Origin of the sequence: Streptomyces sp. NPDC048254, assembly GCF_043201895.1 — a bacterium.
Taxonomy (GTDB): Bacteria; Actinomycetota; Actinomycetes; order Streptomycetales; family Streptomycetaceae; genus Streptomyces.
The window spans coordinates 71,517-97,605 of sequence record NZ_JBICZJ010000016.1 but is presented as its reverse complement, the minus strand read 5'-3'; the positions used below and the strand labels follow the sequence as shown (position 1 = coordinate 97,605).

The window sequence follows — 26,089 nt, the reverse complement described above, 5'->3', positions numbered from 1 at the left end:
AACGTGTCGATGGCTTCAACGATCATGCGCGTTAGTATGCTGTCCCCATGAGCTCACCAGCCACATCCAGCGACCGCGAAAAGGTCGTTTCCAAGCTGCCGGGATGGCTCCGGCAGAACTTGAAGATCAGAACCGCTCAGTACGGCATCGACATCCAGACTGCCGTCGAACAGGGCATCAAAGACTGGTGCGACCTGGCTTCCACCGTCTCGACTGTCGACACCGCGGGCGCGGACTCCTTCGCCACCTTCCTGCCTCCAGGCCAATGGGACGAGTTCAAACAGATCACGACTGATCGCCGCGTCTCGCTCATCCAGGGGCTGGCGCAGTCGGTGCAGCTGTGGCTCGACGCGAATCCGGCACCGGACATTCAGCGCCCGGCCATCACCCGCCGCATGGTGGTGTGCAACCAGAAGGGGGGAGTGGGCAAGACAGCTATCACCGCGGGACTTGGCGAGGCCTTGGCGGAGGACCCCAACTCCCTGCACTCCGTGCGTGTGGCCAAGGCTCTCACCAAAGCCTTGCGGGCCAGCGACTTTGACAGCTCTGGGACCGAGTCCGACGACGATCCGCTCGAAATCGAGAATCTCCCCGGCCCCGGCATGCGCGTACTTCTCGTCGACTTCGACCCTCAGTGCCACCTCACGAATCAACTCGGCGCCACACCTCTGCCGATGAACGGAGACAGTCTCACTAATCACATGGCGGGGGACCCCAAGGGCGAGCTCCGCGATCTCATCGTCAGCGTCGACGAGGACGTCTTCGCCGGCCGGCTGGATCTGCTGCCCGCGTGCAACGACGCCTTCCTTCTCGACGTACGTCTGTCCGCCGTCCGCGCGCGAGAAGCAGCGCTGGAACGGGCACTCGCGCCGCTCGAAGCTGATTACGACGTAATCATCGTCGACTGTCCTCCCAGCCTCGGTCTCAGCATGGACGCCGCCGCGTACTACGGTCGCCGTCGGGAGAACGAGAGACCCGGACAATCCGGTGCTCTGGTCGTCGTCCAGGCCGAGGACAGTTCGGCTGACGCCTACGAACTGCTCACCACCCAGATCGACGATCTACGGGCCGACCTCCAGGTCGACATCGACTACCTCGGTATCGTCGTCAATCTGTACGACTCGCGTCGCGGGTACATCGCCACTTCCTCGCTCCAGGGATGGGTCGACATAAAGGATCCGCGCGTGGTCGGCCTCATCGGAGACCTCAAGGAACAGAAGGAAGCCGTGCGAGTGAAGAAGCCGCTGCTCTCCTACGCACCGAAATCCCAGCAGGCGGTCGGCATGCGTGCCCTGGCAAGGGAGATCATGTGAGCAAGGCCGATCAGTTGGGCGCCGGCCGGTTCGGCGGGGGAGTGCGCCCCGTCAGTGCCCGGCGGCAAGCGGTCGCCGCCGCCACAGGTGTACCCACCGACGGGGTGGCTCCACCCACCGAACTCCCCGTCGACCGCATCAGCCTCAATCCCGCCAACCCTCGGTCCAGCTTCGGGGATCTCACCGATCTTGCCGGCAGTCTCAAGACCCATGGCCAGAAGCAAGCCATCACGGTGATGAACCGTGATGCTTTCATCAGGGCGAACCCCGAGCGGGAGGCAGACCTAGAACCGCACACCACGCATGTGGTGGTGGACGGCAGCAGCCGTCTCGCTGCGGCACGCCAGGCAGGGCTCGCCTCGGTCAAGGTCATGGTCAGTGATGACCAGGGCACGACCTCGGATGAACTTCTTGAGTCGGCTCTTGTCGCAAACATTCACCGTCAGGACCTCGAAGAGCTGGACGAAGCACGAGCACTCCACCAACTCCTGGGCATCTACGGGAGTCAGAGGGCTCTGGCCAAGCGGCTGCACCGCTCACAGGGGTGGGTGTCCCAGCGTCTCGCTCTGCTGAACCTGGTGCCGGAGCTCCAGGCCCGCATCGGGGAGGAACCCATCGACCTCCTGAGGGCCGTGGGCAACAAACCTCCGGAACTTCAGGAATCGGCTCTGCACGACCTCAAGGCAGAGCGGGCGCGCAAGGAAGAAGAAGTACTGGCCGCCAGAGGCCAGCGCGAAGCCGACTCGGCCACCGGAGCTTCCTCGGCGGGGGCGATGCCTGCGGAAGCGCCCACAGGGGAGGAGCCTGTTGAGTCCGTCTCCTCGAACAGTCACGCGGAAGACGACGATGCTGTCGCCACTGCCCTCACTCCCCACACCCAAGCCGAAGTGGTGCCGGAATCGGACCCAGTAGAAGAGGAGGACCCGCAACCCCCAAGCCGGCCGGAAATCGTGGCGCAGAAGTCGGCGGCCCGCGACGCCGACGACTTCGTCCGGTCCAGTGGCACAGTGACTGGTTCCGCGGTGGTGGCCGCGGAGGAGGAACAGCCCAGGGCAGAGGAAACCGCGCCTGGAGTACCCGAGCCCCGGACCAGGAACGCGGAGCAGAGTGCGGATCTGTCCGTCACGACTGCCGAGCAGCCCCGCACGTTGCCCTACGACGACCCGGCCTTCATCGCCATGCACCTGGCAGTCAAGATGGACGACTCGGCCTTCTACGAACTCCTGCGCGTTCTCATGGGAATGAGCCGGGACCGGAATCCCGCGGAATTCGAGGCACTCGTCAACCAGTACATGAGCGGACCTGGCTCCGAAACTCTCTCAGCCGACTCCTGAATGACCTGCGCGGGGCGGGGAAGGCAAGCGCAGGCGGCGGCAAGGTTGGCGGAGCAGCGACTGAACAGGCAGCGACTCAAGAAGCAGCGACCGAGGGGCCAGTGGGCCACAGACTCGGACTCGGACTGGCTCAACGATCCTGCTTCAGTCGCTGCCCTGTTCTCAGTCGCTGTCGTATCCGATCCGCATAAGCGCAGATCAGCCAGCAGAAGCTTTGGTTACAAGCGACTGAAGCGACTCAGAGTTCGAGTTGCCTGCGGAGCGGCACCGAACCAACGGGCACAGCGGCGGGGCGGGCGGGGGAGGAGCCGAGTTCAGTCGCTTCGGTCGCTTCGGTCGCTCCGGCCTTTTGCCCCCGAATCGAGGCAGCGACTGAAGCAGGAGCTACTCAACGAAGCTTCAGTCGCTGTTCAGTCGCTAATAAAAGCGCAGGTCAGATGGGGTGTCCTGGCAGGGCAGCGACTGAAGCGACTCAAGGTTGCTATATATGAAGACATTCGTGTGTGCGCGTGTGCGTCATATATAGAAGGCTTCAGTCGCTTCAGTCGCTGTTTGGTTAGAAGCAGCGCTCTGACCTGCGATTTTTCTGAGACCCACAACAGCTACCGAACGAGCGACGGTAGCTGTGCCCTGTGCTTCAGTAGCTGGCCCCTTGCTCAGGCCTCAATCGACACGGCACTCACGTTGTTTCGCATGTGCTCCACAACCGCGGCGTCCACGTTCGCTAGTCTGTGTCCATCGTTGAGTCGCTTCGGTCGCTGATAGGGGGTGTAGATGTCTGCTGAACTGGGCTTTTCCACCAGCGACCCACGCTCCCGTCCGCCTGCGCTTTCGGTCCCTGCCTCCCTGGCCACAGCCAGCTGGTGCGCCCGCCGGGGCTGGCCTGTGCACCCACTTGCCGCCGGGCGCAAGACACCACCCGCCAACTGCGCGGCCTGCCGCGCCGCCCGGCACACGCCCGCACAGTGCCCCTGTCTGGCCGTCGGCCGTTGGTGTCACGGATTCCATGCCGCGACGCTCGACCAGCGCCGTATCAGCCGGTGGTGGGGCTCAAGGCCCGACTTCGGCGTCGGTGTCGCCTGCGGTCCCGCAGGTCTCGTCGTCATCGACATCGATGCCCACCAGGACCAGCCCCCCAGCCGAGACCGCATCCTGCCGGGAATCCCTATCGCAGAGCACGTAGACCTCACGGGGCTGGCCAACGGCTTCCACACGCTCGCGGTCCTGGCCGCGCTCCGGGGCCGGCCGAGCCCCACGGACGACCAGGCCACCCTCCGGGTGCGAACGCCCTCCGGCGGCCTGCACGTCTGGTACCGGGCCGCCGACAACCGGCGCTGGCAGTGCTCCTCCGGCTCGAGCTCCGGCCGTGCCCTCGCCTGGCAAGTCGACGTCCGAGCTCACGGCGGATACATCGTCGCTCCGGGCACCACCACGGAGCAGGGCACGTACACCGTCGTCGGCGACGTCCGTGAGCCCGCGCCTCTCCCTGGTTGGCTCGCCCAGGAACTGGAACGCACCGGACACCTGCCCGCCCCGCACATTCCTGCCCCCCGTCCAGTGCCGCCACGTGCCCAGCAGGCCGTCCTGGCAGCAGGAGGCGGCAAGGACCGCACGCAACGCCTCCTGAGGGCTGTACTGGCCCCTGTAGAGGCTTGTGGAGAGGTCAGCGAGGGCGCGGGCTTCTCCGACACCCTCAACCGGGCCGCGTACACGCTGGGCGGTCTGGTGGCCGCCGGGCGCCTTTCCGAGGAAGAAGCCACGCGTCTGCTGACAGAGACCGCCGTCGCCGCCCGTCCGGGTCAGGAGCGCCGCGTCGAGCAGATCGTCCGCAGCGGCCTTGCCGCAGGCCTCAGGAACCCCCTCCACTCCCAGGGCGGACGCCCATGACGACACCGGGAAGCAACGAGACGCTCTTCGAGTTCAACCCCGAGGCCGTCGCCGCCCAGATCCGGGCTCAGGGCCCCAAGGTGCCCCTGCCGGCCCAGTCCGACGCGAAGCGGGCCCCGATGGGTCCCGCGACCGAGGCGGGTCTGCTCCCCGACACGCTCTCCGACCGCGGCAACGCGAAGCTGTTCGTGCGGCTGTACGCCAACGACTACCGGCACGTTCCCGGCATCGGCTGGTACCGCTGGGACACGACGCGCTGGCAGATCGACGAGGACGACACCGTGTTGTGGGCCGCGGGTGACCTCGCGGAGAACATCGCGGGTCACGACCCCCGCGGCCTTTTCACCAGTTCCGCCCTCAACCAGCACCGGCGGCGGGCGCTGTCCACCACGGGTATCAACGCGATGCTGACCCAGGCCAAGTCCGCTCCCGGCATGGTGCTCAACGCAGCCCTGCTCGACGCCGACCCGTACGCCCTCTGTACGCCGGACGGCATCGTCGATCTGCGTACCGGCCTGGTGAAGACCCCCGATCCGAACAAGGACTTCCACTCACGGTCCACCAGCGTCGGTCCCGAGCACGTACCCGCTCCCCGCTGGGAGCGCTTTCTGACCGACACTTTCGGTGACGACACCGAGGGCCGAGAGATGATCAGGTACCTTCAGCTGTTGCTGGGGTACTCCGTCACCGGGGACGTCGGTGCGCAGGTCCTGCCCTTCCTCTTCGGCTCGGGAAAGAACGGCAAGTCCGTCCTCCTGGACGTGCTGATGAAGCTGCTCGGTGACTACGCCGATGCCGCGCCGCCCGGATTCCTCATGGCTCGCCCCTACGAAGGCCATCCCACGGACCTGGCCGAACTGCACGGTCGGCGCGTCATCGTGTGCTCCGAGGTCAAGCCCGGCGACAAGTTCGACGAGGCCCGGGTCAAGCTGCTCACCGGCGGAGACCGCATCAAGGCACGCCGTATGCGCCAGGACTTCTTCAGCTTCCAGCCGACGCACAAACTCTGGCTCCTCGGCAATCACCGTCCCGAGGTCGGAACCGGCGGCTTTGCGTTCTGGCGCCGTATGCGTCTCATCCCTTTCGAGCGCGTCGTGCCCGACGACCGGAAGATCGACAACCTTGCAGACATCCTGGTCACGGAAGAGGGACCAGGCATCCTGGGCTGGCTCATCGACGGAGCCCGCCGCTACCTCGCCGGGGACCGGGATCTCACCGGTCCCGAGCGCGTCCGCATCGCCACGACTGCTTATGCCGAGACCGAGGACCACACCGGTCGTTTCTACGAAGAAGCCTGCGTGATGGCCCCCGAGCTCAGGGCCGAGCAGACCGCCCTCTACAACGTCTACAAGGCGTGGTGCCACAATGAGGGAGCACCGGCCATGTCTTCCAGGGCGTTCGCCGCCCGTACCCGTGAACTTGTGGGGTTGAATTCTCCCAAGGAGATGATCCTGTCGAACCAGCGCAAGCACTACCCGGGTATCGGACTGCTCACCGATGATGAGGAAAGGGACGCCCGCCCATGAGCTCCCTGATCACCGAGGACGAGATCAGCCACGAGGTGGACCTCGTCTGGCTGGAAGACATCGACGATCTCGATTACGTGCGCCAGAGCCTCGACAGGCTGCCCACCAGAAAGGGCAAGCCCGCCTACCACCGCGACGGCCGCATGGTCGGCTACGCCCTTCTCGGTCCCACGGCCAAGCCGTCCCGCTCGTCGGGCACTTTCCGCCGCCGGGTCTTCTGGCTCCTGCCCCACGACCGGGACTCGGAGCCGGAGGGCCTCTATGCCAAGGGCGCTCCGGCAGAAGCCGTCGATCCCCGCACTCTCGCGGCGCGTGTGAAGGGCTTCAAGACGGAGCGCTCCGAGGGCGGGCCTCCTTCAACCGCCATGCGGGAGCTGGGGATACAGCTCCCGCTCTAGACGACCGGACGGACCGGCCCCGCGGGCCTCGCGGAGACCTGCGGGGCCCCCGCTCCCGCTGCCCGTGAACCGCACCATTCCGGTATCGTCCGGCTGTTGATGACAAGGATCACAGTCCGGCGTACGAGCCTTTGAGTCCCCTTCCACCGTGTCGGTTTCAGAAGCACCCCCACGACACGGAGTTTTCATGGACATCTCAGTTGTGCACCCGGACGTCCTGCCGCGGGATCCCGACCCGCTCTCGCCCGGTGCCCACTCCTTCCGACTCGGTGGTATCGCTCAGCGTTATCACGTCTACGGAAACGGTCCAGTGTGCGTGGCGCACCCCGGTGGGCCGGGGCTGTTCTGGCAGTACCTGCGCATGCCCGCACTGGAGAAGTACTTGACCATGGTCTACGTGGAGCCGATCGGTACGGGTGAGTCGGGTCGGCTTCCCTCGCACCCGCACGGCTACACGGAAGACCGCTACAGCCGGTTCCTGCAAGTGCTCATCAACCGGTTGTGCGTGAGCGAGGTGTACCTCCTCGGTCACGCACACGGCGCTCATGTCGCGGCTCACCACGCAAAGCACCGTGCGGATCGGCTGGCAGGCGTGATCCTCTACGACGCGATGACGGTCCGTGACCCCGATGACGGTCCCCTGGACCGCTGGCAGGCTGTGTCCGTCTCCGGGCTCGACGAAAACCTCTCTCCGGCGGTGGTCGACGATCCCGTCGACCTCGAAGGGGTTCCGGTCCCGACCCTGCTGATACCGGAGGGGCACGTTCGTGACCGTAGTGGTCGTCTGCCGCACGTCGGCAGGCCGCTGCGTTTCAGCCGGACGGTTCGTGAGTTCGTGCGCGAGACCACCGGTGACGCTGCTCCGGCTCTTGTCTGATACGTGTTGCCGGACCGGGTGAGGCAGCCCTCAGAGTGCCGCGGGCGCCAGGCGCGGCGCACGGGCCTGAGACCGCGGGGTCTTGATCCCCGGCTTGCGGGGAGCGATGGACCGCGGGTTCACCGCTTCCCCGGGGGCCCCTTCGTGGTAACAGCTTTCCGGGCGGCTGTCGCGGTCGTGCGGCAGCAGGAAGAACAGGCGCCGCCGGTACAGGCCGCTGTCCGGATCGGGGCTGGCCTCGCTGTTCAGGAGGGCGTAGCCGATCATACGTCCGTCACGCGTGTACGGGGGCTTCCGGTCGCGTCGCCTTGTCTTGTCCAGCGCCTGGCGGACGTAGTCGAGCCGTTCGGTGTCCTCCAGCCACACCACCTCTTCCTCGTGACTGAGGTCGCTCTCGGTCAACAGGGCACTCATGGCGCAACCCTTCTCCGTCGGTGCCTGCCCCGGCCAGGGGGTGGTGTCCTACGACGCGTCCGTGCCGCTGCGTGCCGTGTTCGCCCGCTGTGTGGTGTGTGGAGGCCGCCGTGCGGGTGGCCTGAGGGCCATCGTAGAACGGAGGTTCACGGTGGGGGAGGGGCTTGCCCCAGGGGACCGGCGCGACAGGGTCGTCGGTTCACATGGGGAGCACCGCGATTCCCGGGTAGTACTTGCGGCCGTTCGACTTGATCATGTCGGTCGGTGAGGCCAGGCCGACTTCCTGGCGGACGCGCTGCGCGAAGGCTCTGGGCGTCGCCGGTCGGATGCCCTCGACCGTGTGGCACCAGGAGGTGTACTCCGAGTGGAGAAGGCCCTGTTCGACGCGGAGTTCGTGGCCGGCGTCGCGTTCCCGCCTGCAGCGCTCGGCGAGGAACCGGCCGATGTGGTCCTCGGCGGTGGCATAGGCGGTGGTGGCGGCCGTGACCGGACCGGGTCCCCTGAGCGGGTCTCTGGTGGCCAGGTAGCGCTGTGCCCCTTCGATGAGCCACTGAAGAATGCCGGGTCCTTCGTCCCGTACGAGGTCGAGGGCCAGATTGTCTATCTTGCGCTCGGTGGGCACCGTCCGGGTGCACGGGATCAGCCGGATGCGCCGCCAGAAGGCGAAGCCTCCTGTTGTCACCTCGGGACGGTGGTTGCCCAGGAGCCACAGATGATGCGTGGGACTGAACGAGAAGTAGTCCTGATGCATCCGCCGTGCCTTGATCCTGTCCCCTCCGGTCAGGAGACGGACCCGGGCCTCGTCGAACCTGTCATTGGTGCTCAGTTCGCTGCACACCACCAGACGCCGCCCGTGGAGTTCGGTGAGCGCCGTCGAGTGTTCGGCCGCTCCGCGTTCGGTGAGAAAGCCCGGTGAAGCGGCGTCGGCGTAGTCGCCGAGGACCTGGATCATGGTGTCGAGCAAGACGGACTTGCCGTTCCTGCCTTCCCCGTGCAGGAACGGAAGTACCTGGGCACCCACGTCCCCGGTGATGGAGTACCCCAGCAGAAGGTGCAGGAAGTCGATCATCTCCCGGCCCTCCGCGTCCTGGCCGAAGGTGTCGCCGAGGAACCGGTGCCAGCGAGGGGTCTTCATGGTGTGCGGCGTGACGCTCGTGGCGCGGGAATGGAGGTCGTGGGCGGGATCCGCCCTGCGCAGGCGACCGTTCCGCAGGTCGACCACGCCGGCGGGTGTGCACAGTGCGTACGGGTCTCCGTCCAGCTGATCGGCATCCACCGAAAGCTCGGGCGCGGCCTTCGCCTGGGCGAGGAGAGCTTTCATGCCGGCCGTGGAGAGCGTCCGACGCTTGTGATGCGCGATCATCCGGTCGCTGAAAGCGCCGTGGGGATCGCTGTCGGGCATGCGCTCGGCCATTTCCCCCGCGGCCCATATGGCGGCCTTTCTGCCTCCCTCGCGTCTCCAGCGATGGCCGTCCCACGAGAGCCAGCCCAGACCCTCCACATGGCGGAAGCGTTCGCGGTGGAGCACGGCGAACAAGCGGGCGTTGCCACGGTCGGAGAGCGACGGTGGCAAGGGGCCCGCCGGGAGGGTGTGCTCAGACCCTGAGGCGAAACGTTCCGCCGTTGTCAGAGCAGGTTTCGTGGCGGCATTCGGCCGGTTCGCGGCCGTCGTTTCCAACATCACATCGTCACCGAAGTCCGTGTTCAGGGCGGACCCTTGGAGCCGGGACGGCCATACAGGGCGGGTACGGTCCGTCCGCGTCCCGCCGTCCGCCGGTGTGCGCAAGCGGTGGCCCGGCTCCGGATGACCCGCGGCAGGTTTGAGCTTCGCTCGGCACAGACTCAGTCCTTGTCACGTCTGATCGCTCGGTCCTTGAGAAACCTCCTGTCCGCAGGCAGGGACCGAAGGGACTCCGTGCGGGAGCAGAGTGTAGGTGACAACTCCGCGAGGTGCCGGACCTGGGCACGTATGTATACGCCCCGGCACGGGAAGTGCAAGGTATGCGTTCGCCGGGAACCTGGTCCGGGCGAAGGTGTGAACCTTTCCGCGCTCTGGCCACGTCTTTGAGGTATGAGCACGGGCGGCCGGCGAACGACAGATGTCGGCTGCCCGGCGGCGCTGCCGGATCGCTGGTGACGCCGCACACACCTCGCCTGTCAGTCGTGGGGACGGGACGGCGGGATGGGGCCCGGCACCCGTGCCGGGCCCCTGGTGCGTTCTCAGCGGGTGGCCGTGGCCGGCTGCCGTGGCGGGCTGGTCACCGTACCGCCGCGGAATTCCGACCGGTGTCCGGCGTGGCCGAACAGCCCCCGCCGGACAGCGTTCGCCATTGCACGCTCACCAGTCGCGTTGGGATGCACGGGGGCGGCCGGGCTCTCCGGAACGAACGGCTCGATCCACCGGTCACCGGCGGGCCGGCAGAGGTCGTGTCCGATGGTGGGCTTGTAGGTGTTCACATACCGCGCCCGGCCGTCGCGTGCGGCACGCGCGAGCATCGCGTTGAGCTCCTTCTCCTTGTCCCGCAGATAGGAGAAGTCTCCGGCCGCCAGCGGCACCTTGGCGCTCGTGCAGCCGATGCCGTCCTCCGGGAAGAGGTCGGGGTAGCCCACCACGACGACGCGGGCGTGCGGAGCACGGTGGTGGATGGCGCTCAGCACCGAAGCGACCTTCGGCGCGGTCTGCTTGATGGAGTCGGCGACCGCGTCGCTGCCGTCGGCCGTGAAGTGGGCGCGGCAGGGGGCACCGGCGGGGTCCGTGGCGGAGACCTGCGCGCAGGTCCCGAGGACGGTGGAGAAACCGATGTCGTTGCCACCGATGGTGAGGGTGACCAGTTCGGTGCTGCGGTCGACGGCGTCGAGCTGAGCCGGCACCGAGCCCTGAACAAACATCATGTCGGCGGTTGTCGCCCCGGAGCAGCTCACATCGGTCAGCTGCGCGCCTGCCGACCGGGCCAGCAGGGACGGGTAGTTGTGGTCGGACCGCAGGCAGGTCGGGTCGACCTGGTTCGGGACCAGGGGAGCGGAAGCGTACGAGTCACCGAGGGCGACGTAGTCCACGTGGGGCCGCACGCCGTTGGCGGCGGCGTCGGCGGTCGTCGTCGTCCCGGTGGTGGCCAACACCGTTCCCGCGGCGAGCAGCGCGGCGCCCAGTGTCATGGCGCGCGCGGGGCGGGAGGTGGCGATCAGCTTTCGCAAAGCGGGTCCTCTCATGGGCTGCATGCCCTTGGACGGCGTGTGGTTGAGGCGTTCACTCTTCACACGTATGAGGACATGAGAAAGTGTCACGTTATCTGTGACGCCTTTCGTACCGGACAGGGGTGTGTGAGCAAGGCCATGTGTGGCACAAGCCTCTCCGTCACCTCATTGACAGGTGACGGAGAGGAATGCAGCCTTGGGTCATCAAGCCATCGGACCCGGTCGCCACGACGGAAGGAAGACACCGTGGACACTTCCCCAGAGCAGGACGCGGCGGCAGCGGCGCGGCATGCGCGCTTCGGCAGCCTGCCGAAACGCATCCAGTTCCATGAGATGGTCGAGGAACAGGCGGCAGGGCCGAACGGGGCGATCGCCACGGCCTACGACCCCGAGGGCTCGTGGAAGCACTTCTCGTGCCTCGCCTTGGACCTGGGTCTCTGAGGCCGACTTGGCGGCGCCCCCTGGGGAACAGGTGTGTGTCGGCCGGTGATTACTGTCACGTGAACCGGGGCCCGGGAAGTCGGCGAACGGGCGGACGCGAAGTGCTCACCACCTCCTGCCGTACGACAACATTGCGGTTGTGAAGAACAGTTGGATGCTCATCCAGAGCACTCGACAGGCGCGGGCCGCGTCGCCGCGGGGCGGCCGTCCAGTTTGCCTGCACAGGTAAAATCAGCACGTCAATTCGGCAGGGGGCACGCACGTCGTCCATGCCTGCTCGGCGCTGCGTTTGCCGCGGTGCCGAACGCCCCCGCAGGGCTGAGCGTGGACACGGGATCGTGATGCCTGTGTCACGGAAGGTGGCCGCCCTGTTCTCCTGGCGGCCGCAGTACATCCGGATGGAGCATCTACACCATGGGAATGACCGACAAGGACCCCGCCGCCGGGCTATTCCGAGTGCTTGAAACCGGGGATCTCGCTCTGGCCGCGGAAGTGGTGCACAAGGCGTTCCAGAACCGTGAGGCGGCTGTGTCACCTCCGGCCTGCCGGATCGCGGGCCCGGCAGGTGTGCTGGCGTCGAGCGCTTGGATGCGTTCCGCCTTCGACGGCCTGCGGATGCCCGTCCTGAAGAGCATCCACCACGGCGACCAGGTCTGGGTGCGACTGCGAATGCAGGGGCGTCACAGCGGCGCGTTCGTCCTCTTCAAGGACGGTGCCCTGGACCAGGTGGTACCGCCGACCGGGCGGGAGATCGACTTTGAGCAGATCCATGTACTGAGCCTCCGTGACCGCAAGGTGATCAGGCACGAGGCGGTGCGTGACGATGCCACGATGCTCGATCAGCTGGGGGTCTTCCCACCGAAGCCCGCAGCCGGGATACGTATGTTCGCCTGGCGAGCCAACGGACGGGCCGCCAGGGCCGCGGCAGAGGTGACGACCAAGGCGGCCCAGGCAGCCGCGACGGCGCTGCACCTCCGCATCGCGTGAGCCCCGACGGCACCGTCTGAGGGCGCGCAAGCAGCCCGCGGACGCCGAACGGGGGGCAAAGCCGTACTCGCCTCCCGCCCCCGTCGGCACGGCCGCCCCGCGGACGGCGTCACTGCGGAGCTATGCGCTCCAGCACTTTCACAGCCGCGCGGATGTCGCAGCCGTCCAGGCGTGAGAAGACATGGCGCCGGACACTCGCGAGGTTGGTCGGCCAGGCCCGGTCCAGTTGTGTCCGCCCGGCGTCGGTGAGGACGGCCAGCCACGCCCGTCCGTCATCGGGCGCCTTCTCGCGCAGGACCAGCGACTGCGCCTCCAGCCGGTTGACCACCCGGGTCATTCCACTCAGCGACAGCCCGCACAGGTTGGCGAGCTCACTCATCCGCATCCGGTTGTGCGCCACCTCGGAGAGGTGCATCAGGACCATGTACTCTGTGCCGGAAATCGGATGTTCATCGAGCATGTCTGCATCCACCAGGCGAGGCAAAGATGTCATCACTCTACCCAGAGCCCGTAGGAAGGCCTCTTCGTCACGATCGAGAGGCTTGATGTTTTCCACGTCTGCCATGGCCACAGTGTAATTGGCGTAACGCTGAAGCCGGGGGCGGGTGTTCGCCGTCCGTCCGTTCATCTGCCAGGGGTGAATGCGGGCCCGATTCGTGCCGCGGACACGAGAGCCGATGCCACGTCTCGGATATTGCCGCGCAAATTAAAGCGCATATACTACGCGCGGCAATGTATTTTCAAATGTGTTTTCCCTGGCCTTCGCGCTCGATGTGTCCCGTTCCCGATCACCGGACGGGACACATCGTGGGTGGGCGTGAATTTCGGCCGTGTCAGGTCAGCCGGCGTCCTTCGTCGCGCCGGAGGTGTCCGGCTCTGTGGACGTCGCGACGGTGTACATCACCGATCGCTGCTGCTTGTGCCGCTGGACACGCCCCTTGGCGACCAGGGACTCAATGGTGTTCCGCACAACCTGGGGTGTCGGATTCCGGTCCGGGTGCTTCACCAGCAGCTCGTCCCGCAGCTCCTTCGCCAGGCGCGGCTCGGTGTGCTCCCCGAGCAGGCTCAGCAGGACGTCACCGAGCAGGGGCTGGCGCGACTTCCCCTTCGCGCCGGACTGCATCGGACTCGTGCGCCGCGCCGTCGACGACGAGGACCGCCGTGATGTCCGCCCGGACGGGATGGACGTGTTCTCGCGTACCTGCGTTCCCTGTCCGAGTGTGTCTTCGCCCTGCGCCTGCCCGGGCAGCGACGACGGGTCCGACAAGCCCTGGTACCGCTTGGCGAGAGTCAGAATGTCCACCAGGAGGGCTTCCTCCTGCTGCAACATCGTGATTTTCTCTGCCAGTTCCTGTTGCCGGCGGCGATTTTCCTCAAGATCCGACGCGGCTTGCTCGACATACCGCGATCGGAGCGTGGCGGCTGATTGGCTGGTCACAACCGTTCACTCCCTCTCATCAATGACGCGTCGCATGGTACCCAGGCATGCGCAAGAGACATGCGGCCCCCTACTGGACAGTAGCCCGATCATATGGCGACGGTGAGCAATGAGGTACTCCCATGTGGTCGCACGTCATGTCCAGGGTCAGGTGTGTACCTGGGGTGGAAGCCCGTGGCGGAAGGAGCTATTTCTCCGCGCTTGCCCGGGCCGAGGCCACCGCTTTCCCGGGGGAGCCGTGGTGGACAGGTCCGTGGCCGGGTGCGAGGACGTCCGCGTCCAGGTCCTCGATCAGCCGCAGGGCGCCCAGGGCCCGGGCGTGGTCGGTGTGAAACACGCCGGGCAGGAACTGGGGACCGATACGGTGTGACGTGGGATGGGCCGTCACCAGGGCGCCGCCGGTGATCAGGATGCCGCTGTGGGGCAGATGGTAGACACGGTGCCCCTTGGTGTGTCCGGAGGTGTGCACGGGCCGGGGGCGCCCGGCAGGTCCAGTGGTCCGGTGTTCGCAAACGCCTGCGGGCCGAGAACGGGGAAGTGCGCCTTTCCCCCGGAGGGCGTGAACGGCCCAGGGGACCGCTCCCGGCCGCCAGGCCCGGGCGAGCACCTGGCCCACGGAGACCTGGTCCACATGGTCTCGGCGGGCGTGCGCGACCTCGTCCTCGTGCATGAGGACCGGGACGCCGTACTGAGAGCGGAGACGCTCGGCCGATCCGATGTGATCGTTGTGGGCATGGGTCACCAGGATGGCTGTCACGGCGTGCGGACCCAGTCCTAGAGAGTCCAGCGACGCCAGCAGGATGTCGTGGTCACTCGGGTACCCGGTGTCGACCTGAGTGCAGTTGTCGTCCTCCCTGATGATCCCCCAGTTCGTGTTCGCTGCCGGAGACGAGGTGGACTTCGTCACCGACGTGGACGAGGTCATCCGCCCGAAGGACCTTCCGCATTCTCTTCCGACTCCCCATGACGTGGCGGCGTCCGGGAGCATGTCGAAACCGCCGCGTCGGCACCGCGACGGTCTGCTCCTTCACGAGAAACACGAAATGACGACAGTCGAGGTTCACCTCTCCGGTGAGGCTGTTCCCGGCCGCCGTTCACCCGCACGGGGCGGTCTTCCGCCCGGCGTACCGCAGGGTATGCTCCTAGCCCTCCGACGAGTCTTGATCTTTGGCCGCACCGAAGACGTGCGGGTCGTCGCGGGGATCGAGGCGCTTACACGTGTGTTCAACGCCGGGCGCCGTCGGAGATGCCCAGCCGCTCGGACGGCGCCCGAGCGGTATCGACGGGCGGCCCAGAACCAGAGGAGAGGTCTGTTGTTCAGCATCACGGTTCGCGACCACATGATGATCGCTCACAGTTTCCAGGGAGAGGTCTTCGGCCCGGCCCAGCGGTTGCACGGAGCGACGTTCATCGTGGACGCGACGTTCCGCCGGGACCAGCTGGACGACGACAACATAGTCGTCGACATGGGCAAGGCCGGCGCGGAGCTGCGCGCGGTGATCGAGGATCTCAACTACAGCAACCTTGACGACAAAGAGGAGTTCAAGGGGGTCAACACCTCCACGGAGTTCCTGGCCGCGCTGATCGCGGACCGTCTGGTGGCCCGGATCCACCGGGGTGCATTGGGGGACAACGCACGGGGGATCTCCCAGGTCGCGGTGACCCTGCATGAATCGCATGTCGCGTGGGCAAGTTACGAACGTTCAGTGTGAGCCGTATCGCTCCGCAGTGTGAGCCTGTCCGGCGCGACCGGTGACGCCAGTCCGGCGTCACAAGTGCGGCAGTTTTCGGTCACTTACCTCTGCCTACAGTGCGCGGGCGGGGGCCGTTTCCGGCCTCCGTTCGTAGTGACGGAGAACCAGGACGGCTCAGAAGACATGGTTACGCCCCCCACGAAAACATCCTGTTCGGACCTGCTCGGGCTCATCATGAGGGAGTACCGCGACGGCCTGGTGTCGTATGCCGAGAAGATGTTGGGTGATCACGGTGTCGCCGAGGACATCGTGCAGGAGACGATCATCCGGGCTTGGCGCAACATGGACCGTCTGCTGGGCATGGAGGGATCGGTGAAGGGATGGTTGTTCACGGTCACCCGGAACCTGATCGTGGACTGGGTGCGCAAGCCTCACATGCGTCGCGAGGTGGTGGGCGGGACCTACAGCGATCCGTCCGTGGGGGCCGATCCGATCGAGGAGCTGCACCGTGCGATGGCGGTGAGGCCGGCGTTGGGGCGGCTGTCCGCGGAGCACCGGGCGGTGCTGGTTCACCTGTATCTGTGTGACCGCACCATCAAGGAGACGGCGGAGCTGCTGGGGATACCGGCGGGGACGGTGAAGTCCCGTCACCACAATGCCCTGCGCAAGCTCCGCGCGACGTTCCCCGTGGAAAAGGCCGCCTGACCCCGGGTCGCACGACGCCCGGAGCCCGTTCGCTCAGCCGCCGTCCGGCCGCAGGGAGTTGTGGAGCGTGGAGGTCAACTGCCGCTGGAGCGACTCGCCACGCGGATGATGGCGTACCTCCTTGGCCAGCGCGGGCAGGAGATACCGCTCCGCGACGATCCACTCGGCGGCCTCGGCGGGACAGCTGAACTCCTGCGGGCGCACCCCGGGGCGCGGCGGCGGCAGGTCGACCGTGCCGCGCTGCGGGGCGAGGACTGCGGTCGCGGCCTCGGCGCTGTACAGATAGTGCTCGATCATGCGGGCACGTGCCTGGGACCGGACATGGGACGTGTCCAGGACCGTGCTCAGTTCCGCGGCGAAGGCGCGCAGCAGATCATGACAGGTGTATCGGCCGGGGATCAGCTCGACCAGCAGGTGGTGATCGGCCAGCTCGGACAGGTGCTCCAGGGTAGCCCGCAGATCCGTCCCGGCCAGACTCGCGGCCGCCTTCGGTGTGATCTCACACGAGGGGTGCAGGCTGATCAGCCGGAACAGCGTCGCGGCGGCCGTGCTCAGCGCCTCGTAGGAGCGGCGGAACGCGCTGCGGGCGTCCGTGCGGGTGTCCTGGCTCGACAGGGCCACGAGGACGTCCCGCAGCTGGGACGCGAGCGAGGCGAGCGGAAACCGGGGCCGGGACAGCGCCCGCGCGCCTGCCACTGCCAGGGCGAGCGGAAGCCCGCCGCACATGTCGACGACCTCCTCGGCGGATGCCCGTTCTGCCTTGACCCGGTCGGTACCCAGCCGGCGTTCGAGGAACTGGAGACTCTCCTGCCGCGTCATGGCGTTCAGCGTGATGATCTGTGCGTTGTGGGTGACGGTCAGTCCCTCCAGCCGACGGCGGCTGGTGACGATCGCGAGGCAGCCCGGGGCGGCGGGCAGCAGCGGACGCACCTGCTCGCAGTCCTGCGCGTCGTCCAGGACGATCAGCAGCCGGCGCCCGGCCAGCGCACTGCGGTAGGCGGAGTTGAGCGCGGCGGCGCCCGCGGTCCTGTCCCGGGGGACGCCCAGCGCGTCGAGCAGCGCGCTCATGGCCTGGCAGGGATCGAGGGGCGGCTGCGAGGAGTGGTACCCCTGGAGGTCCACGTAGAGCTGTCCGTCGGGAAAGCGTTCCGCGGTCCGGTGCGCCCAGTGAACGGCGAGCGTGGTCTTGCCGACCCCCGCCATGCCGCACAGGGCCACGATGGTCGCGGGGGACTCGCTTCCGTCGTCCGGGGGAGTGAGTCGCAGCCCCTGGTTCAGTGCCTCCTGACGGCCGACGAAGGGCACGGAGTCGGGCGGCAGATGAGCCCGGCCGCCGGCTGCGTCCGGCCGCGCCGCGGGCCTGTCCGCGTCCGCGGAGAGTTTGCGCCGCAGCAGGCGGTGGTGTGCGGCGCGCAGTTCGACGCCGGGTTCGACACCAAGTTCGTCGGCGAGGGTGCGCCGGATGGTCTCGAACTGCCGCAGGGCCTCGGCCTGCCGCCCGGTCGCGGCCAGTGCTGTGATGATGCGGGAGTGCAGCGCCTCGTCGAAGGGATGGCGTTCCACAGCCCCGCGCAGAGCCGACAGCACGTCCTCCGTCAGCGCCGGAGCGGAGGCCAGCACGACGTCGGTGGCTTCCTTGACCGTGGCCACGAACTCGTGGCCGACCGAGGTGAACACCGGGTGCCGGGCGACCGAGGTGCCGTCGGCGACCACGGGACTGCGCCAGAGCCGGAGGGCCGCGGTGAAGTCGTGGGCGGCCTGCTCGGGGTCACCGGCCTTGACCGCTAGCTGCGCCTGCGCACGCAGGTCGCGGAAGCGCAGGAGATCGGAGGCCGACGCGTCGACGAGAAGGCGGTATCCGTCCGCTGCCCGGGCCAGGTGTTCCGCGTTGGTGCGGCTGTGCAGTCCCGGCTCCAGGATCTTCCGCAGGCTGCCGATGTGCCGGTGCACCACGTTGACCGCGCTCGCGGGCGGTTCGTCGGGCCACAGCACGTCCACGGCGTCGTTCAGCGAGACGGGACCGGGCGCGCGCAGCAGCAGCAGGGAGAACAGGGCCAGTCTCTTCGGGGGCCCCAGGTCGAGCTCCGTGTCCCCGCGCAGCGCCCGGACGGTACCGAGCAGGGTGTATCGCACTGTCGCGTCCATGTGTTGCTGCCAATCGTCGTCTGTCTCGGCGCTGTTCTTTCGGTGCTCGTCGTCGCCCTGGCCGGCGGCGGCACGTCTCTGTGCGCACGAGGAGCGATGCGTCCGGCGGCCGCGTACAAGCGGTCCGTCCGGGGGCCGGACGGACCGCTCGGCCGTCGGTCAGGGCCGGCCGGCCTGCAACGCCGTGGGGGAGGGACCGCCTCCGGGTGCGTGGGTGCGGTCGGCCGCGAGAAGGGCGGGCGTGCCGGTGCGCGGTCGGCTCGGGTGCGGCCCTTTTCGGGATGAGCCTGCCGCGCTCGTCCGCGGGCGTACCGCGTGCCGTCGGGCGCGCGGCCGATCAGGAAAATCGCCCGCCCCGATTCCGAGCGGGGCCTGGTCGAGGACGAAATTGCCCAACCACCGGTGCAGATCCTCGATTGATCATGAATCAGATTCTCTGTCTACCGAACATGAGGGAGACGGACATGCCCAGGAACGACGGCGGACGGTATATTATTTGCCGCATCAAGTAAAATGGCACGTTAGTTTCCTCGTCAAGGAAGCGGGTGGAAGCTCGGGGCAGCTGTCCCGAGCTTCACCTCAGGCGTTCGGCGACGGTCTCCAGCAGTTCGTCGGAGAAGTTCTGGTCGGTGACGGCGCGGGACATGAGCATGGCGCCGACGAGTGCGCTGAGGGTGAGCATGGCTTCGGCGCGGGCGTCCTCGGAGTCGTCGAGGCCTTCGATGAGCTCCAGGTAGGTGCGTACCTGCTTTTCGTACGCTTCTTTGAAGCCCTGGTCGCCGCGTCCCGCGGAGGCGCCGAGAGAGACGAGCGCGCAGCCGGTGTCGGGCGTGTCACGGTGGTGCCTGGCGAGGTAAGCGTCGATGAGACCGGCGCGGGGGTCCTGCTCGTTCTTCCGTGCGGATCTCTGCATCTTGGCGGTGCCTTCGGCGAGTGCGACGGCCGCGGCCTGTGCGATCAGGTCGTCGCGTGAGGCGAAGTGCTTGTAGAAGCCGCCGTGGGTGAGCCCGGCTTCCTTCATGAGCTCCGCCACACCGGGGCGGGTGACGCCTTCGGTGCGGACCTTGCGTGATGCGAGCTGCAGGACGCGTGCGCGGGTCGCCGCCTTCTCTGCCTGCGAGTGGCCCATGTCCGTGCCTGCCTTCCGCGGGGGCGGCCTCTTGTGGGGTTGCCGCGCTACTGGATGATACCCATCATACACCCGTGTCCCGTATGAGTGCTTTAGGGCTCTTGGGTTTGACTTTCAGGATGATGGGCGTAATCTTCGATGTGGATGGCGGTAGTCATCCAGATTGGACATCCAGATTCGGAGTGGAACCCATGCCCCCCATCTATGACCCTCGTCGTACGGCTGTTCTGCTGGTCGATCCGTTCAACGACTTCCTGTCGGAGGGCGGGAAGATCTGGCCGCGGCTGGCTCCGGTGGCTGAGGAGGTCGGTCTCCTGGAGCATCTGCGTGCCGTCGTGGGCTCGGCCCGTGAGGCGGGTGTCCGTGTGGTCTTCGTCCCGCACCGCCGCTGGGAGGAGGGGGACTACGAGGGCTGGGACCACGCCAATCCCACGCAGCTGAGCATCATGGAGCGTCACAGCTTCGCCCGTGGTACCTGGGGCGGCGAGTTCCACCCCGACTTCCAGCCGCAGCCGGGTGAGATCGTCGTTCAGGAGCACTGGGCGCAGAGCGGTTTCGCCAACACCGACCTGGACTTCCAGCTCAAGCAGCATGGCATCAGCCATGTCGTGCCGGTCGGTCTGCTCGCCAACACGTGCATCGAGTCCACCGGGCGTTACGCCATGGAACTGGGCTACCACGTCACCCTGGTCCGCGACGCCACCGCCGCCTTCCTCCCCGAGATGATGCACGCGGCCCACGACCTCAACGGCCCCACCTACGCCCACACCATCACCACCACCACCGAACTCACCACCGCATTCGAGGGAGCCCGCGCATGACACTCACCGGAGAACTGCTGATAGGCGCGGCCCGCGTGCCCGCCACCGCGGGAACCATGAAGGCGCTCAACCCCGCCACCGGTGAACTCATCGAACCCGAGTTCGCCTTCGGCGGCCCGGCAGAGGTCGACCGCGCCGTCCGTCTCGCCGACGAGGCCTTCGACAGCTACAGCCACACCGGCCTGACCGAGCGGGCCGCCTTCCTCGACCGCATCGCGGACAACCTCGAAGCGGTCAAGGACGAACTCGCCGCCCGCCTCGCCCTGGAGACCGGCCTTCCCGCCGCCCAGCTCGAGGGCGAGGCCGTACGGACTGCCGGCGTGTTCCGCAAGTTCGCCACCGTCGTGCGTCAGGGCCGCTTCCTCCAGGCGACCGTCGACCCGGCACAGCCGGACCGGCAGCCCGCGCCGCGCATGGACCACCGGCTCCAGAAGGTTGCCCTCGGCCCCGTGGTGATCTTCGGCGCCAGCAACTTCCCGATCTCGTACTCCGTCGTCGGCGGCGACACCGCCTCCGCCCTCGCGGCCGGCTGCCCCGTCATCCTCAAGGCGCACAACGCGCACCCCGGCGCCTCCGAGATCCAGGGCCGCGTCATCCAGCGCGCCGTCGCCGAGGCGGGCCTCCACGAAGGCGTCTTCTCCCTGGTCCGCGGCGCGGGCAACGAGATCGGCGAGGCACTCGTGGACCACCCGCTGGTCCACGCGGTCACCTTCACCGGCTCCGAGGCCGGCGGTATGGCCCTCTTCCGCCGGGCCCAGCAGCGCCCCGACCCCATCCCCGTCTTCACGGAGATGACCAGCGTCAACCCGACCTTCGTCCTGCCCGCCGCACTGGCCGCACGCGGCGCCGAGATCGGCACCGGCCTGGTCCAGCGCGCCATGTACAACGTCGGGCAGGCCTGCCTCAAGCCCGCCATCCTCCTGGCCGCCGACGGACCAGGCTTCCAGGAACTGCGGGACGCGCTGAGCGCGGAGGTGGCGAAGGCCGCCGCACGCACCATGCTCACGCCCGGCATCCACGACGCCTACGTCCGCAACGCGCAGCGCCTGGAGAACGACGGTGCCACCCGGGTCGCCGCCGGACAGGCTCCCGAGGGCCTGTGGGACGGCCAGTCCCTGCTGTACGAGGTCAGCGGAGAACAGCTGCTCGCCGAGCCCGGGCTGCGCGAGGAGGTCTTCGGCCCGGCCGTCCTGCTGGTGCGGCTGACCGGTGCCGAACAGCTGCTCGAGGTGGCCCGCGCCTTCCGCGGCCAGCTGTCCGCCACCCTGCACGCCGAGGCCGACGACCGCGCCCACGCCCAGCGGCTCCTGCCGATCCTGGAGCGCCGCACCGGCCGCATCGTGTTCAACGCCTTCTCGATCCCGCAGGAGGTCTCCTACGCCTCCACCCACGGCGGCCCGTTCCCGGCCACGTCCGACAGCCGCTTCACCTCCGTGGGCATGGGCGCGATCGAGCGGTTCATCCGTCCGGTCACCTACCAGAACTTCCCGGACGACCTCCTGCCCGACGCGCTGCGCGCGGCCAACCCCGAGAACCTGTGGCGAGTCGTGGACGGCGAACTCGTCAAGGACTGACCCGTCTCCACCGGGCCCCGGCCACTCCCGCGGCCGGGGCCCGTCCCCTCACACTGACCAAGGAGCCGCTCATGACCGCCCAGCACCAGGACGCCGCCGCGCGTGCACACGAGGCCCGCGAGGAGGTCCGCAGGAAACTGCTCGGCGCCTGGCAGCTCGTGTCCTACACCGCGGTGAGCACCGACGGCGACGTCGTCCAGCCCCTGGGACCCACCCCCTACGGCCTGATCGTCTACACCGCGGAGGGATACATGTCAGCCCAGCTGGGCCGCGGCGACCGCGCGCCGCTGCCGTCGGCCCGACTGGAGGACGCGGCCTCCGACGACCTGGCCCGGGCGGCGATCGGCTACATCGCCTACGGCGGACCCTTCACGGTCGTCGACCCCGCCACCGTGGAGCATCACGTCACCACCAGTCTCTTCCCGAACTGGATCGGGCGGTCCCAGGTACGCACGGTGACCTTCGACGGCCCGTACCTGCGACTCGCCGTCGCCACTCCCACCCGCCTGTGGGGCGCCGACCGCACGGCAGAACTCACATGGAGCAGAGCGGCCTGACCCCGTGCCGCCAGGTCCTGACATGTGCTCACACCTCTGAGACGGCCGGGGCACACCCGCCTGTGGCAGCAGGCGGACCCAAGGCGTCGCGTCGTCAACCTGGTGCGGTACGGCGAGACTTGCGGTGCCCTCCAGAAACGTAAGGGACGGCATGCAAGGCTGGAACTGGCGGTATCCGGCCTTTTCCCATACGTCTTCCCCGGGGCCGAACCGCTGCCGCCCTTCAGCGATGTGACGGTGGACAACCAGTGAGCGATCGGACTCCGGTCTGGGACGCGGAGCAGGTGACCCCCCTCCCGCCGGTCGACGAGGCGACTGTTGGCCTGCGGATCCCCGATCCGCCGCCCGGTCGAGGAACGTCCGCGCACCAAGGGCAAGCCGGACGCGCTCGTCGAGTAGGAGCAGAGGAGCTCCCGCGGACCGGACGGCCGGATTCCACCGACCGGGTCAGCTGAAGATTCCGCGTGGCAGGGTCATGGAGACGAGCCACTTCGGGAGGTCCACCGTCTCGTTGATCTTCAGATCTCCGGCCACGCTGCACAGGGCGTACGCCTCGTGCAGGCTGACCCCCTGGTCCTGGACGAGCCAGTCCACCATCTCCCGTACGGCCGTCTTGGCGTTCTCCATCAGATCGGGCCCGGTGCCGGTGGTCTGGTAGTAGCCCTGCTCCAGCATCTGGGCGGGCATGGCCAGTTGGGTGGGGTCCGCGGCGGGTACGACGGCTCGGGTGGAGGCGATCACGGTGTGCTTGTGCAGGGCGAACCGCAGGGTGACGGACATGAGCGTTTCGACGGCTGTCCCGGTCACCTCGCCGTCGCCCTGCGCCATGTGCCCGTCCCCGGCGGAGAACATGGCTCCCGGCACGTACACGGGCAGTTGTACCCGTGCTCCCTTGACGAGCTGCCGGATGTCGGTGTTGCCGCCCATGCCTCCGCTGACGTCGGGCGGGAAGGTGCGGTACATCCCCCTGCGCAGCGGAGCGACGCCCATGATGCCCATGAACGGCGCGATCGGAACACGGGCCGACCGCCCGGTGTCGACACCGGTGAAGGAGGCGAGACCGCTGTTCTGGCCCCTCTCGAACGTGAAGGTCTGGAGAAACGGCGCACCACTGTTGTGCGGCTGGTCCCCGGGTATCGCTCCGGCCGCCGGGCCGGGGGAGGGGTCGCTCAGCTGGGAAGCCTCGCTCCAGGCCGCGAGCGGAGCCAGAAGCTCCGGACGCAGCGACCCGAACAGGCCGAGAGCCGGGCTGATGGCGACGTAACCGAAGTCCACCAGCGGGCTCACATCGAGGATCTCGACCTCCAGGATGTCTCCCGGCTCGGCCCCCACGATCTCCAGCGGACCGGTCAGCGGATGGACCAGGCCCAGGTCGATGGTGAGCGTTCCCTCCGCCGTCATCGTCCGGGCCGCCTCGCCGATGTCCAGGGCGTCCCGGCACAGCAACTGGACGACCTCACCGGGCCGTACGCTCGTCACCGGGGGCAGGTCCCTGTTCCAGCGGTTGTGCAGCACCCGGCCGTAGCCGTCGACGACGAGGTCCCCATGCGGTCCCACGGTCACATCCGGGGTACCGGACCCGGCCACGTCCAGACCGCCGAGCCCTCCCTCGCCAGCGGCAAGCCCGGACAGAGCGGACGCGCCGGATCCGGCGGAAGCCTGCTGAACGAGGCTTGCGCCCTGTACGAAGCCGGAGTGGACGAAGCACATGGCGACCTCCCGCGCTCCCGCGCATGTCGCTACGGGCCGGACCGTCGGCGAAAGCGGTCGTAGCCGCAGCCGGGCTTCAGGATCACTCAGCTCACTCGGGCCGGCAACCCGGACGGCAGGGTATTCACATTCGGTGGTCATACATATGAACCGCTCCCGGCCGCGGCACTCACACCCACGGCGGTTGGAAACACCCAGAAACGTTGCTTGCAGGAGGCATGCATAGGATCCCAGGTATGAAGAGAGCTGTGAAGTTCGGCGTCGCCGGCTCGGGTATCGCCCTGCTCTTCCTGGGCGGAGCGGGCGTCTACGAAGTCGTGAGCAGGATGACCCACGACTTCTGGTCCGGCGACCGCTTCAAGACCGCGCGAGGTTTCGACCCGACGGCGGTGTCCAGCACACCGCCGGCGAACGACAAAGCGGCGGAGTTCGTTCGCTCGTTCCTGCGGACCTGGTCACAGGACCACACCGAGGAAGCGGCACAGAGCACCGACACCCCCGCGACCGCATCTGTGTCGCTGCGAGGCTACGCCGACGGCCTGCACCTGAAGAAGGTGTCGTTCGACCACGTACTCTCCGCCGGTCCCTCGTCGGTGACGAAGGGCGCCACAAAGGTGACCTTCGATGTCACCGCACAGGTCGCGGGCGGCACCTGGAGCTATCCGAGCGCGGTCGCCGTGCAGCAGAGCACCGACGGAGTGCTGGCCGTCCACTGGAACAATTCGGTGCTCTACCCGGGCCTGGGGGACCGGCAGTCGCTGACCGCCGGTGAACTGCCGCCGGGCGCGGTCCCGGCCAGGGCGGTGGCCTCCGACGGACACACGGACCTGTCCACGTTCCCTTCACTGCGGGACATCTCCGCGACGATCAGCAAGAACGCCAAGCCGAACGGGATCAGCACCGGCACGGGAGTGGCGATAACCGACGCCACGGGCAAAGGAGTCAAAGCACTCAAGATCTTCACCAAGGGGAAGACCCAGCTGGTGAGGACCACCATCGACGCTTCGCTCCAGGCCGCCGCCGAGAGCGCAGTGCTGGACTCACACCTCCAGGCCAAGCCCGCGGGAACCGTGGCACTCGACTGGAAGAACGGCCACATCCTGGCCGTGGCCCACTCCGGCAACGACGGCGACATCGCCATCAACGGCATCAAGTCGCCCGGATCCACCATGAAGATCATCACCTCGGCGGCTCTGATGGACCAGGCCGGTCTCACGCCGGACAGCGCCGCACCCTGCACGGACGAGTTGGCCGCCAACGGCCAGATCTTCCACAACGACCCCGGCGTGCGACCCGCCCCCGGCTCCACGCTCGCCCAGGGCTTCACGGTGTCCTGCAACACCTCCTTCATCAAGGACGGCTTCCATTACCTCGTGCACAGGGGAGACGCCTCCGCCCTGCACGACGAGGCCGTGAACGTCTTCGGCATGGGCAGCTGGTCGATCGGCGGCGGGGTGGCCACCAGCGATCCGAGCGTCCCGCCGGACGTGGCCGGCGGTGACCAGGCCGCCCAGTTCATCGGCCAGGGCAAGGTGACGGCCACACCCCTGTTCATGGCGTCGGTGGCGGCGACCGTACGCAACGCCGCCTTCGAGCAGCCGATCATCCTGCCGGAGCAGCACCAGAACAAGGCACACCAGCCCATCTCCACCCGCACCGCGGGCTATCTGCAGTCGATGATGCGTGGCGTGGCGACCGGCGGCACGGCGGCTCCGCGCCTGCATGATCTGGCGGACGTCGGCGCGAAGACGGGAACGGCCGAGGAGGGGGAGCACACCAACGGTTGGCTCACCGCCTACAACTCGCACATCTCGGTCGCGGCCCTGGTGGAGGGCGGCAGCTCCGGTGTGGACTCGGCCGGGTACGTCGTCCGCCGACTGCTGAGCGATGACTGACACGGGACGGACGGTTCCGTCCACGGCATCCGGGTGCGGCTGCCGTCAC

General features: G+C 67.8%; 23 protein-coding genes. 14 read left to right on the top strand and 9 right to left on the bottom strand.

What is annotated here, in order from left to right; genetic code table 11:
- Positions 1–47 precede the first annotated feature (47 nt).
- The 6 genes from ACGFZQ_RS36275 (at position 48) to ACGFZQ_RS36250 (ending at position 7,335) form a co-directional block, all read left to right on the top strand.
- A complete protein-coding gene (locus tag ACGFZQ_RS36275) occupies positions 48–1,313 on the top strand; it encodes a ParA family protein (protein WP_393843930.1) in 1,266 nt (421 codons plus the stop codon).
- A complete protein-coding gene (locus ACGFZQ_RS36270; RefSeq protein ID WP_393843929.1) occupies positions 1,310–2,647 on the top strand; it encodes a ParB/RepB/Spo0J family partition protein in 1,338 nt (445 codons plus the stop codon). Before ACGFZQ_RS36275 ends, ACGFZQ_RS36270 begins: the two co-directional genes overlap by 4 nt.
- Before the next feature lie 885 nt (positions 2,648–3,532).
- The gene (locus ACGFZQ_RS36265) at positions 3,533–4,534 is read left to right on the top strand and encodes a bifunctional DNA primase/polymerase (protein ID WP_393843928.1); all 1,002 of its coding nucleotides are present in this window, start codon (positions 3,533–3,535) and stop codon (positions 4,532–4,534) included.
- Complete coding sequence (locus tag ACGFZQ_RS36260; protein ID WP_393843927.1) at positions 4,531–6,060, top strand: phage/plasmid primase, P4 family; 1,530 nt, start codon at positions 4,531–4,533, stop codon at positions 6,058–6,060. Before ACGFZQ_RS36265 ends, ACGFZQ_RS36260 begins: the two co-directional genes overlap by 4 nt.
- Positions 6,057–6,458 (top strand): DUF6009 family protein, encoded by a 402-nt coding sequence (locus ACGFZQ_RS36255; protein WP_393843926.1) that lies wholly within the window; start codon positions 6,057–6,059, stop codon positions 6,456–6,458. The genes ACGFZQ_RS36260 and ACGFZQ_RS36255 overlap by 4 nt, the downstream gene beginning before the upstream one ends.
- A 361-nt stretch (positions 6,459–6,819) precedes the next feature.
- Complete coding sequence (locus tag ACGFZQ_RS36250; protein WP_393843925.1) at positions 6,820–7,335, top strand: hypothetical protein; 516 nt, start codon at positions 6,820–6,822, stop codon at positions 7,333–7,335.
- Between the two features lie 30 nt (positions 7,336–7,365).
- On the opposite strand, the gene ACGFZQ_RS36245 is transcribed toward ACGFZQ_RS36250, so the two are convergent.
- The 3 genes from ACGFZQ_RS36245 to ACGFZQ_RS36235 all read right to left on the bottom strand — a co-directional run bounded on the left by ACGFZQ_RS36245 (position 7,366) and on the right by ACGFZQ_RS36235 (position 10,905).
- A complete protein-coding gene (locus ACGFZQ_RS36245) occupies positions 7,366–7,749 on the bottom strand; it encodes a DUF6009 family protein (protein WP_393843924.1) in 384 nt (127 codons plus the stop codon).
- A 199-nt stretch (positions 7,750–7,948) separates the two neighbouring features.
- The gene (locus tag ACGFZQ_RS36240) at positions 7,949–9,430 is read right to left on the bottom strand and encodes a phage/plasmid primase, P4 family (RefSeq protein ID WP_393843923.1); all 1,482 of its coding nucleotides are present in this window, start codon (positions 9,428–9,430) and stop codon (positions 7,949–7,951) included.
- A 539-nt stretch (positions 9,431–9,969) separates the two neighbouring features.
- Positions 9,970–10,905, bottom strand: coding sequence for an SGNH/GDSL hydrolase family protein (locus ACGFZQ_RS36235; RefSeq protein WP_393844067.1), 936 nt, complete (start codon positions 10,903–10,905; stop codon positions 9,970–9,972).
- Between the two features lie 285 nt (positions 10,906–11,190).
- Between ACGFZQ_RS36235 and ACGFZQ_RS36230 the strand changes: the two genes are divergently transcribed.
- The gene (locus ACGFZQ_RS36230; protein WP_393843922.1) at positions 11,191–11,385 is read left to right on the top strand and encodes a hypothetical protein; all 195 of its coding nucleotides are present in this window, start codon (positions 11,191–11,193) and stop codon (positions 11,383–11,385) included.
- 420 nt (positions 11,386–11,805) lie between these two features.
- A complete protein-coding gene (locus tag ACGFZQ_RS36225; protein ID WP_393843921.1) occupies positions 11,806–12,372 on the top strand; it encodes an ester cyclase in 567 nt (188 codons plus the stop codon).
- A 109-nt stretch (positions 12,373–12,481) separates the two neighbouring features.
- Here the strand turns inward: ACGFZQ_RS36225 and ACGFZQ_RS36220 are convergent, their stop codons facing one another.
- The 3 genes from ACGFZQ_RS36220 to ACGFZQ_RS36210 form a co-directional block, all read right to left on the bottom strand.
- Positions 12,482–12,937 (bottom strand): MarR family winged helix-turn-helix transcriptional regulator, encoded by a 456-nt coding sequence (locus ACGFZQ_RS36220; protein ID WP_393843920.1) that lies wholly within the window; start codon positions 12,935–12,937, stop codon positions 12,482–12,484.
- Between the two features lie 273 nt (positions 12,938–13,210).
- Positions 13,211–13,810 carry a hypothetical protein gene (locus ACGFZQ_RS36215; protein ID WP_393843919.1) on the bottom strand — a complete coding sequence of 200 codons (600 nt, stop codon included), beginning with the start codon at positions 13,808–13,810 and terminating at the stop codon, positions 13,211–13,213.
- A gap of 187 nt (positions 13,811–13,997) precedes the next feature.
- Complete coding sequence (locus tag ACGFZQ_RS36210; RefSeq protein ID WP_393843918.1) at positions 13,998–14,735, bottom strand: MBL fold metallo-hydrolase; 738 nt, start codon at positions 14,733–14,735, stop codon at positions 13,998–14,000.
- 388 nt (positions 14,736–15,123) lie between these two features.
- Between ACGFZQ_RS36210 and ACGFZQ_RS36205 the strand changes: the two genes are divergently transcribed.
- Together ACGFZQ_RS36205 and ACGFZQ_RS36200 are read left to right on the top strand one after the other, a co-directional pair.
- The gene (locus ACGFZQ_RS36205; protein ID WP_393844066.1) at positions 15,124–15,522 is read left to right on the top strand and encodes a 6-pyruvoyl tetrahydropterin synthase family protein; all 399 of its coding nucleotides are present in this window, start codon (positions 15,124–15,126) and stop codon (positions 15,520–15,522) included.
- 135 nt (positions 15,523–15,657) lie between these two features.
- On the top strand, positions 15,658–16,209 hold the full coding sequence (locus ACGFZQ_RS36200; protein WP_393843917.1) for a sigma-70 family RNA polymerase sigma factor: 552 nt from the start codon (positions 15,658–15,660) through the stop codon (positions 16,207–16,209).
- Positions 16,210–16,242: 33 nt separating this feature from the next.
- Here ACGFZQ_RS36200 and ACGFZQ_RS36195 read toward each other — a convergent pair whose 3' ends face one another.
- Complete coding sequence (locus ACGFZQ_RS36195) at positions 16,243–18,342, bottom strand: BTAD domain-containing putative transcriptional regulator (protein ID WP_393843916.1); 2,100 nt, start codon at positions 18,340–18,342, stop codon at positions 16,243–16,245.
- Between the two features lie 586 nt (positions 18,343–18,928).
- Positions 18,929–19,483, bottom strand: coding sequence for a TetR/AcrR family transcriptional regulator (locus tag ACGFZQ_RS36190; protein ID WP_393843915.1), 555 nt, complete (start codon positions 19,481–19,483; stop codon positions 18,929–18,931).
- A gap of 191 nt (positions 19,484–19,674) precedes the next feature.
- Between ACGFZQ_RS36190 and ACGFZQ_RS36185 the strand changes: the two genes are divergently transcribed.
- The 3 genes from ACGFZQ_RS36185 (at position 19,675) to ACGFZQ_RS36175 (ending at position 22,435) form a co-directional block, all read left to right on the top strand.
- Complete coding sequence (locus ACGFZQ_RS36185) at positions 19,675–20,304, top strand: isochorismatase family cysteine hydrolase (protein WP_293989597.1); 630 nt, start codon at positions 19,675–19,677, stop codon at positions 20,302–20,304.
- On the top strand, positions 20,301–21,878 hold the full coding sequence (locus ACGFZQ_RS36180; protein WP_393843914.1) for an aldehyde dehydrogenase (NADP(+)): 1,578 nt from the start codon (positions 20,301–20,303) through the stop codon (positions 21,876–21,878). Before ACGFZQ_RS36185 ends, ACGFZQ_RS36180 begins: the two co-directional genes overlap by 4 nt.
- Positions 21,879–21,949: 71 nt before the next feature.
- Positions 21,950–22,435 (top strand): lipocalin-like domain-containing protein, encoded by a 486-nt coding sequence (locus tag ACGFZQ_RS36175; RefSeq protein ID WP_393843913.1) that lies wholly within the window; start codon positions 21,950–21,952, stop codon positions 22,433–22,435.
- A gap of 447 nt (positions 22,436–22,882) precedes the next feature.
- On the opposite strand, the gene ACGFZQ_RS36170 is transcribed toward ACGFZQ_RS36175, so the two are convergent.
- Positions 22,883–23,992 (bottom strand): acetamidase/formamidase family protein, encoded by a 1,110-nt coding sequence (locus tag ACGFZQ_RS36170; RefSeq protein ID WP_393843912.1) that lies wholly within the window; start codon positions 23,990–23,992, stop codon positions 22,883–22,885.
- A 389-nt stretch (positions 23,993–24,381) separates the two neighbouring features.
- On the opposite strand from ACGFZQ_RS36170, the gene ACGFZQ_RS36165 reads away from it, so the two are divergent.
- On the top strand, positions 24,382–26,040 hold the full coding sequence (locus ACGFZQ_RS36165; protein WP_393843911.1) for a penicillin-binding transpeptidase domain-containing protein: 1,659 nt from the start codon (positions 24,382–24,384) through the stop codon (positions 26,038–26,040).
- Positions 26,041–26,089 lie beyond the last annotated feature (49 nt).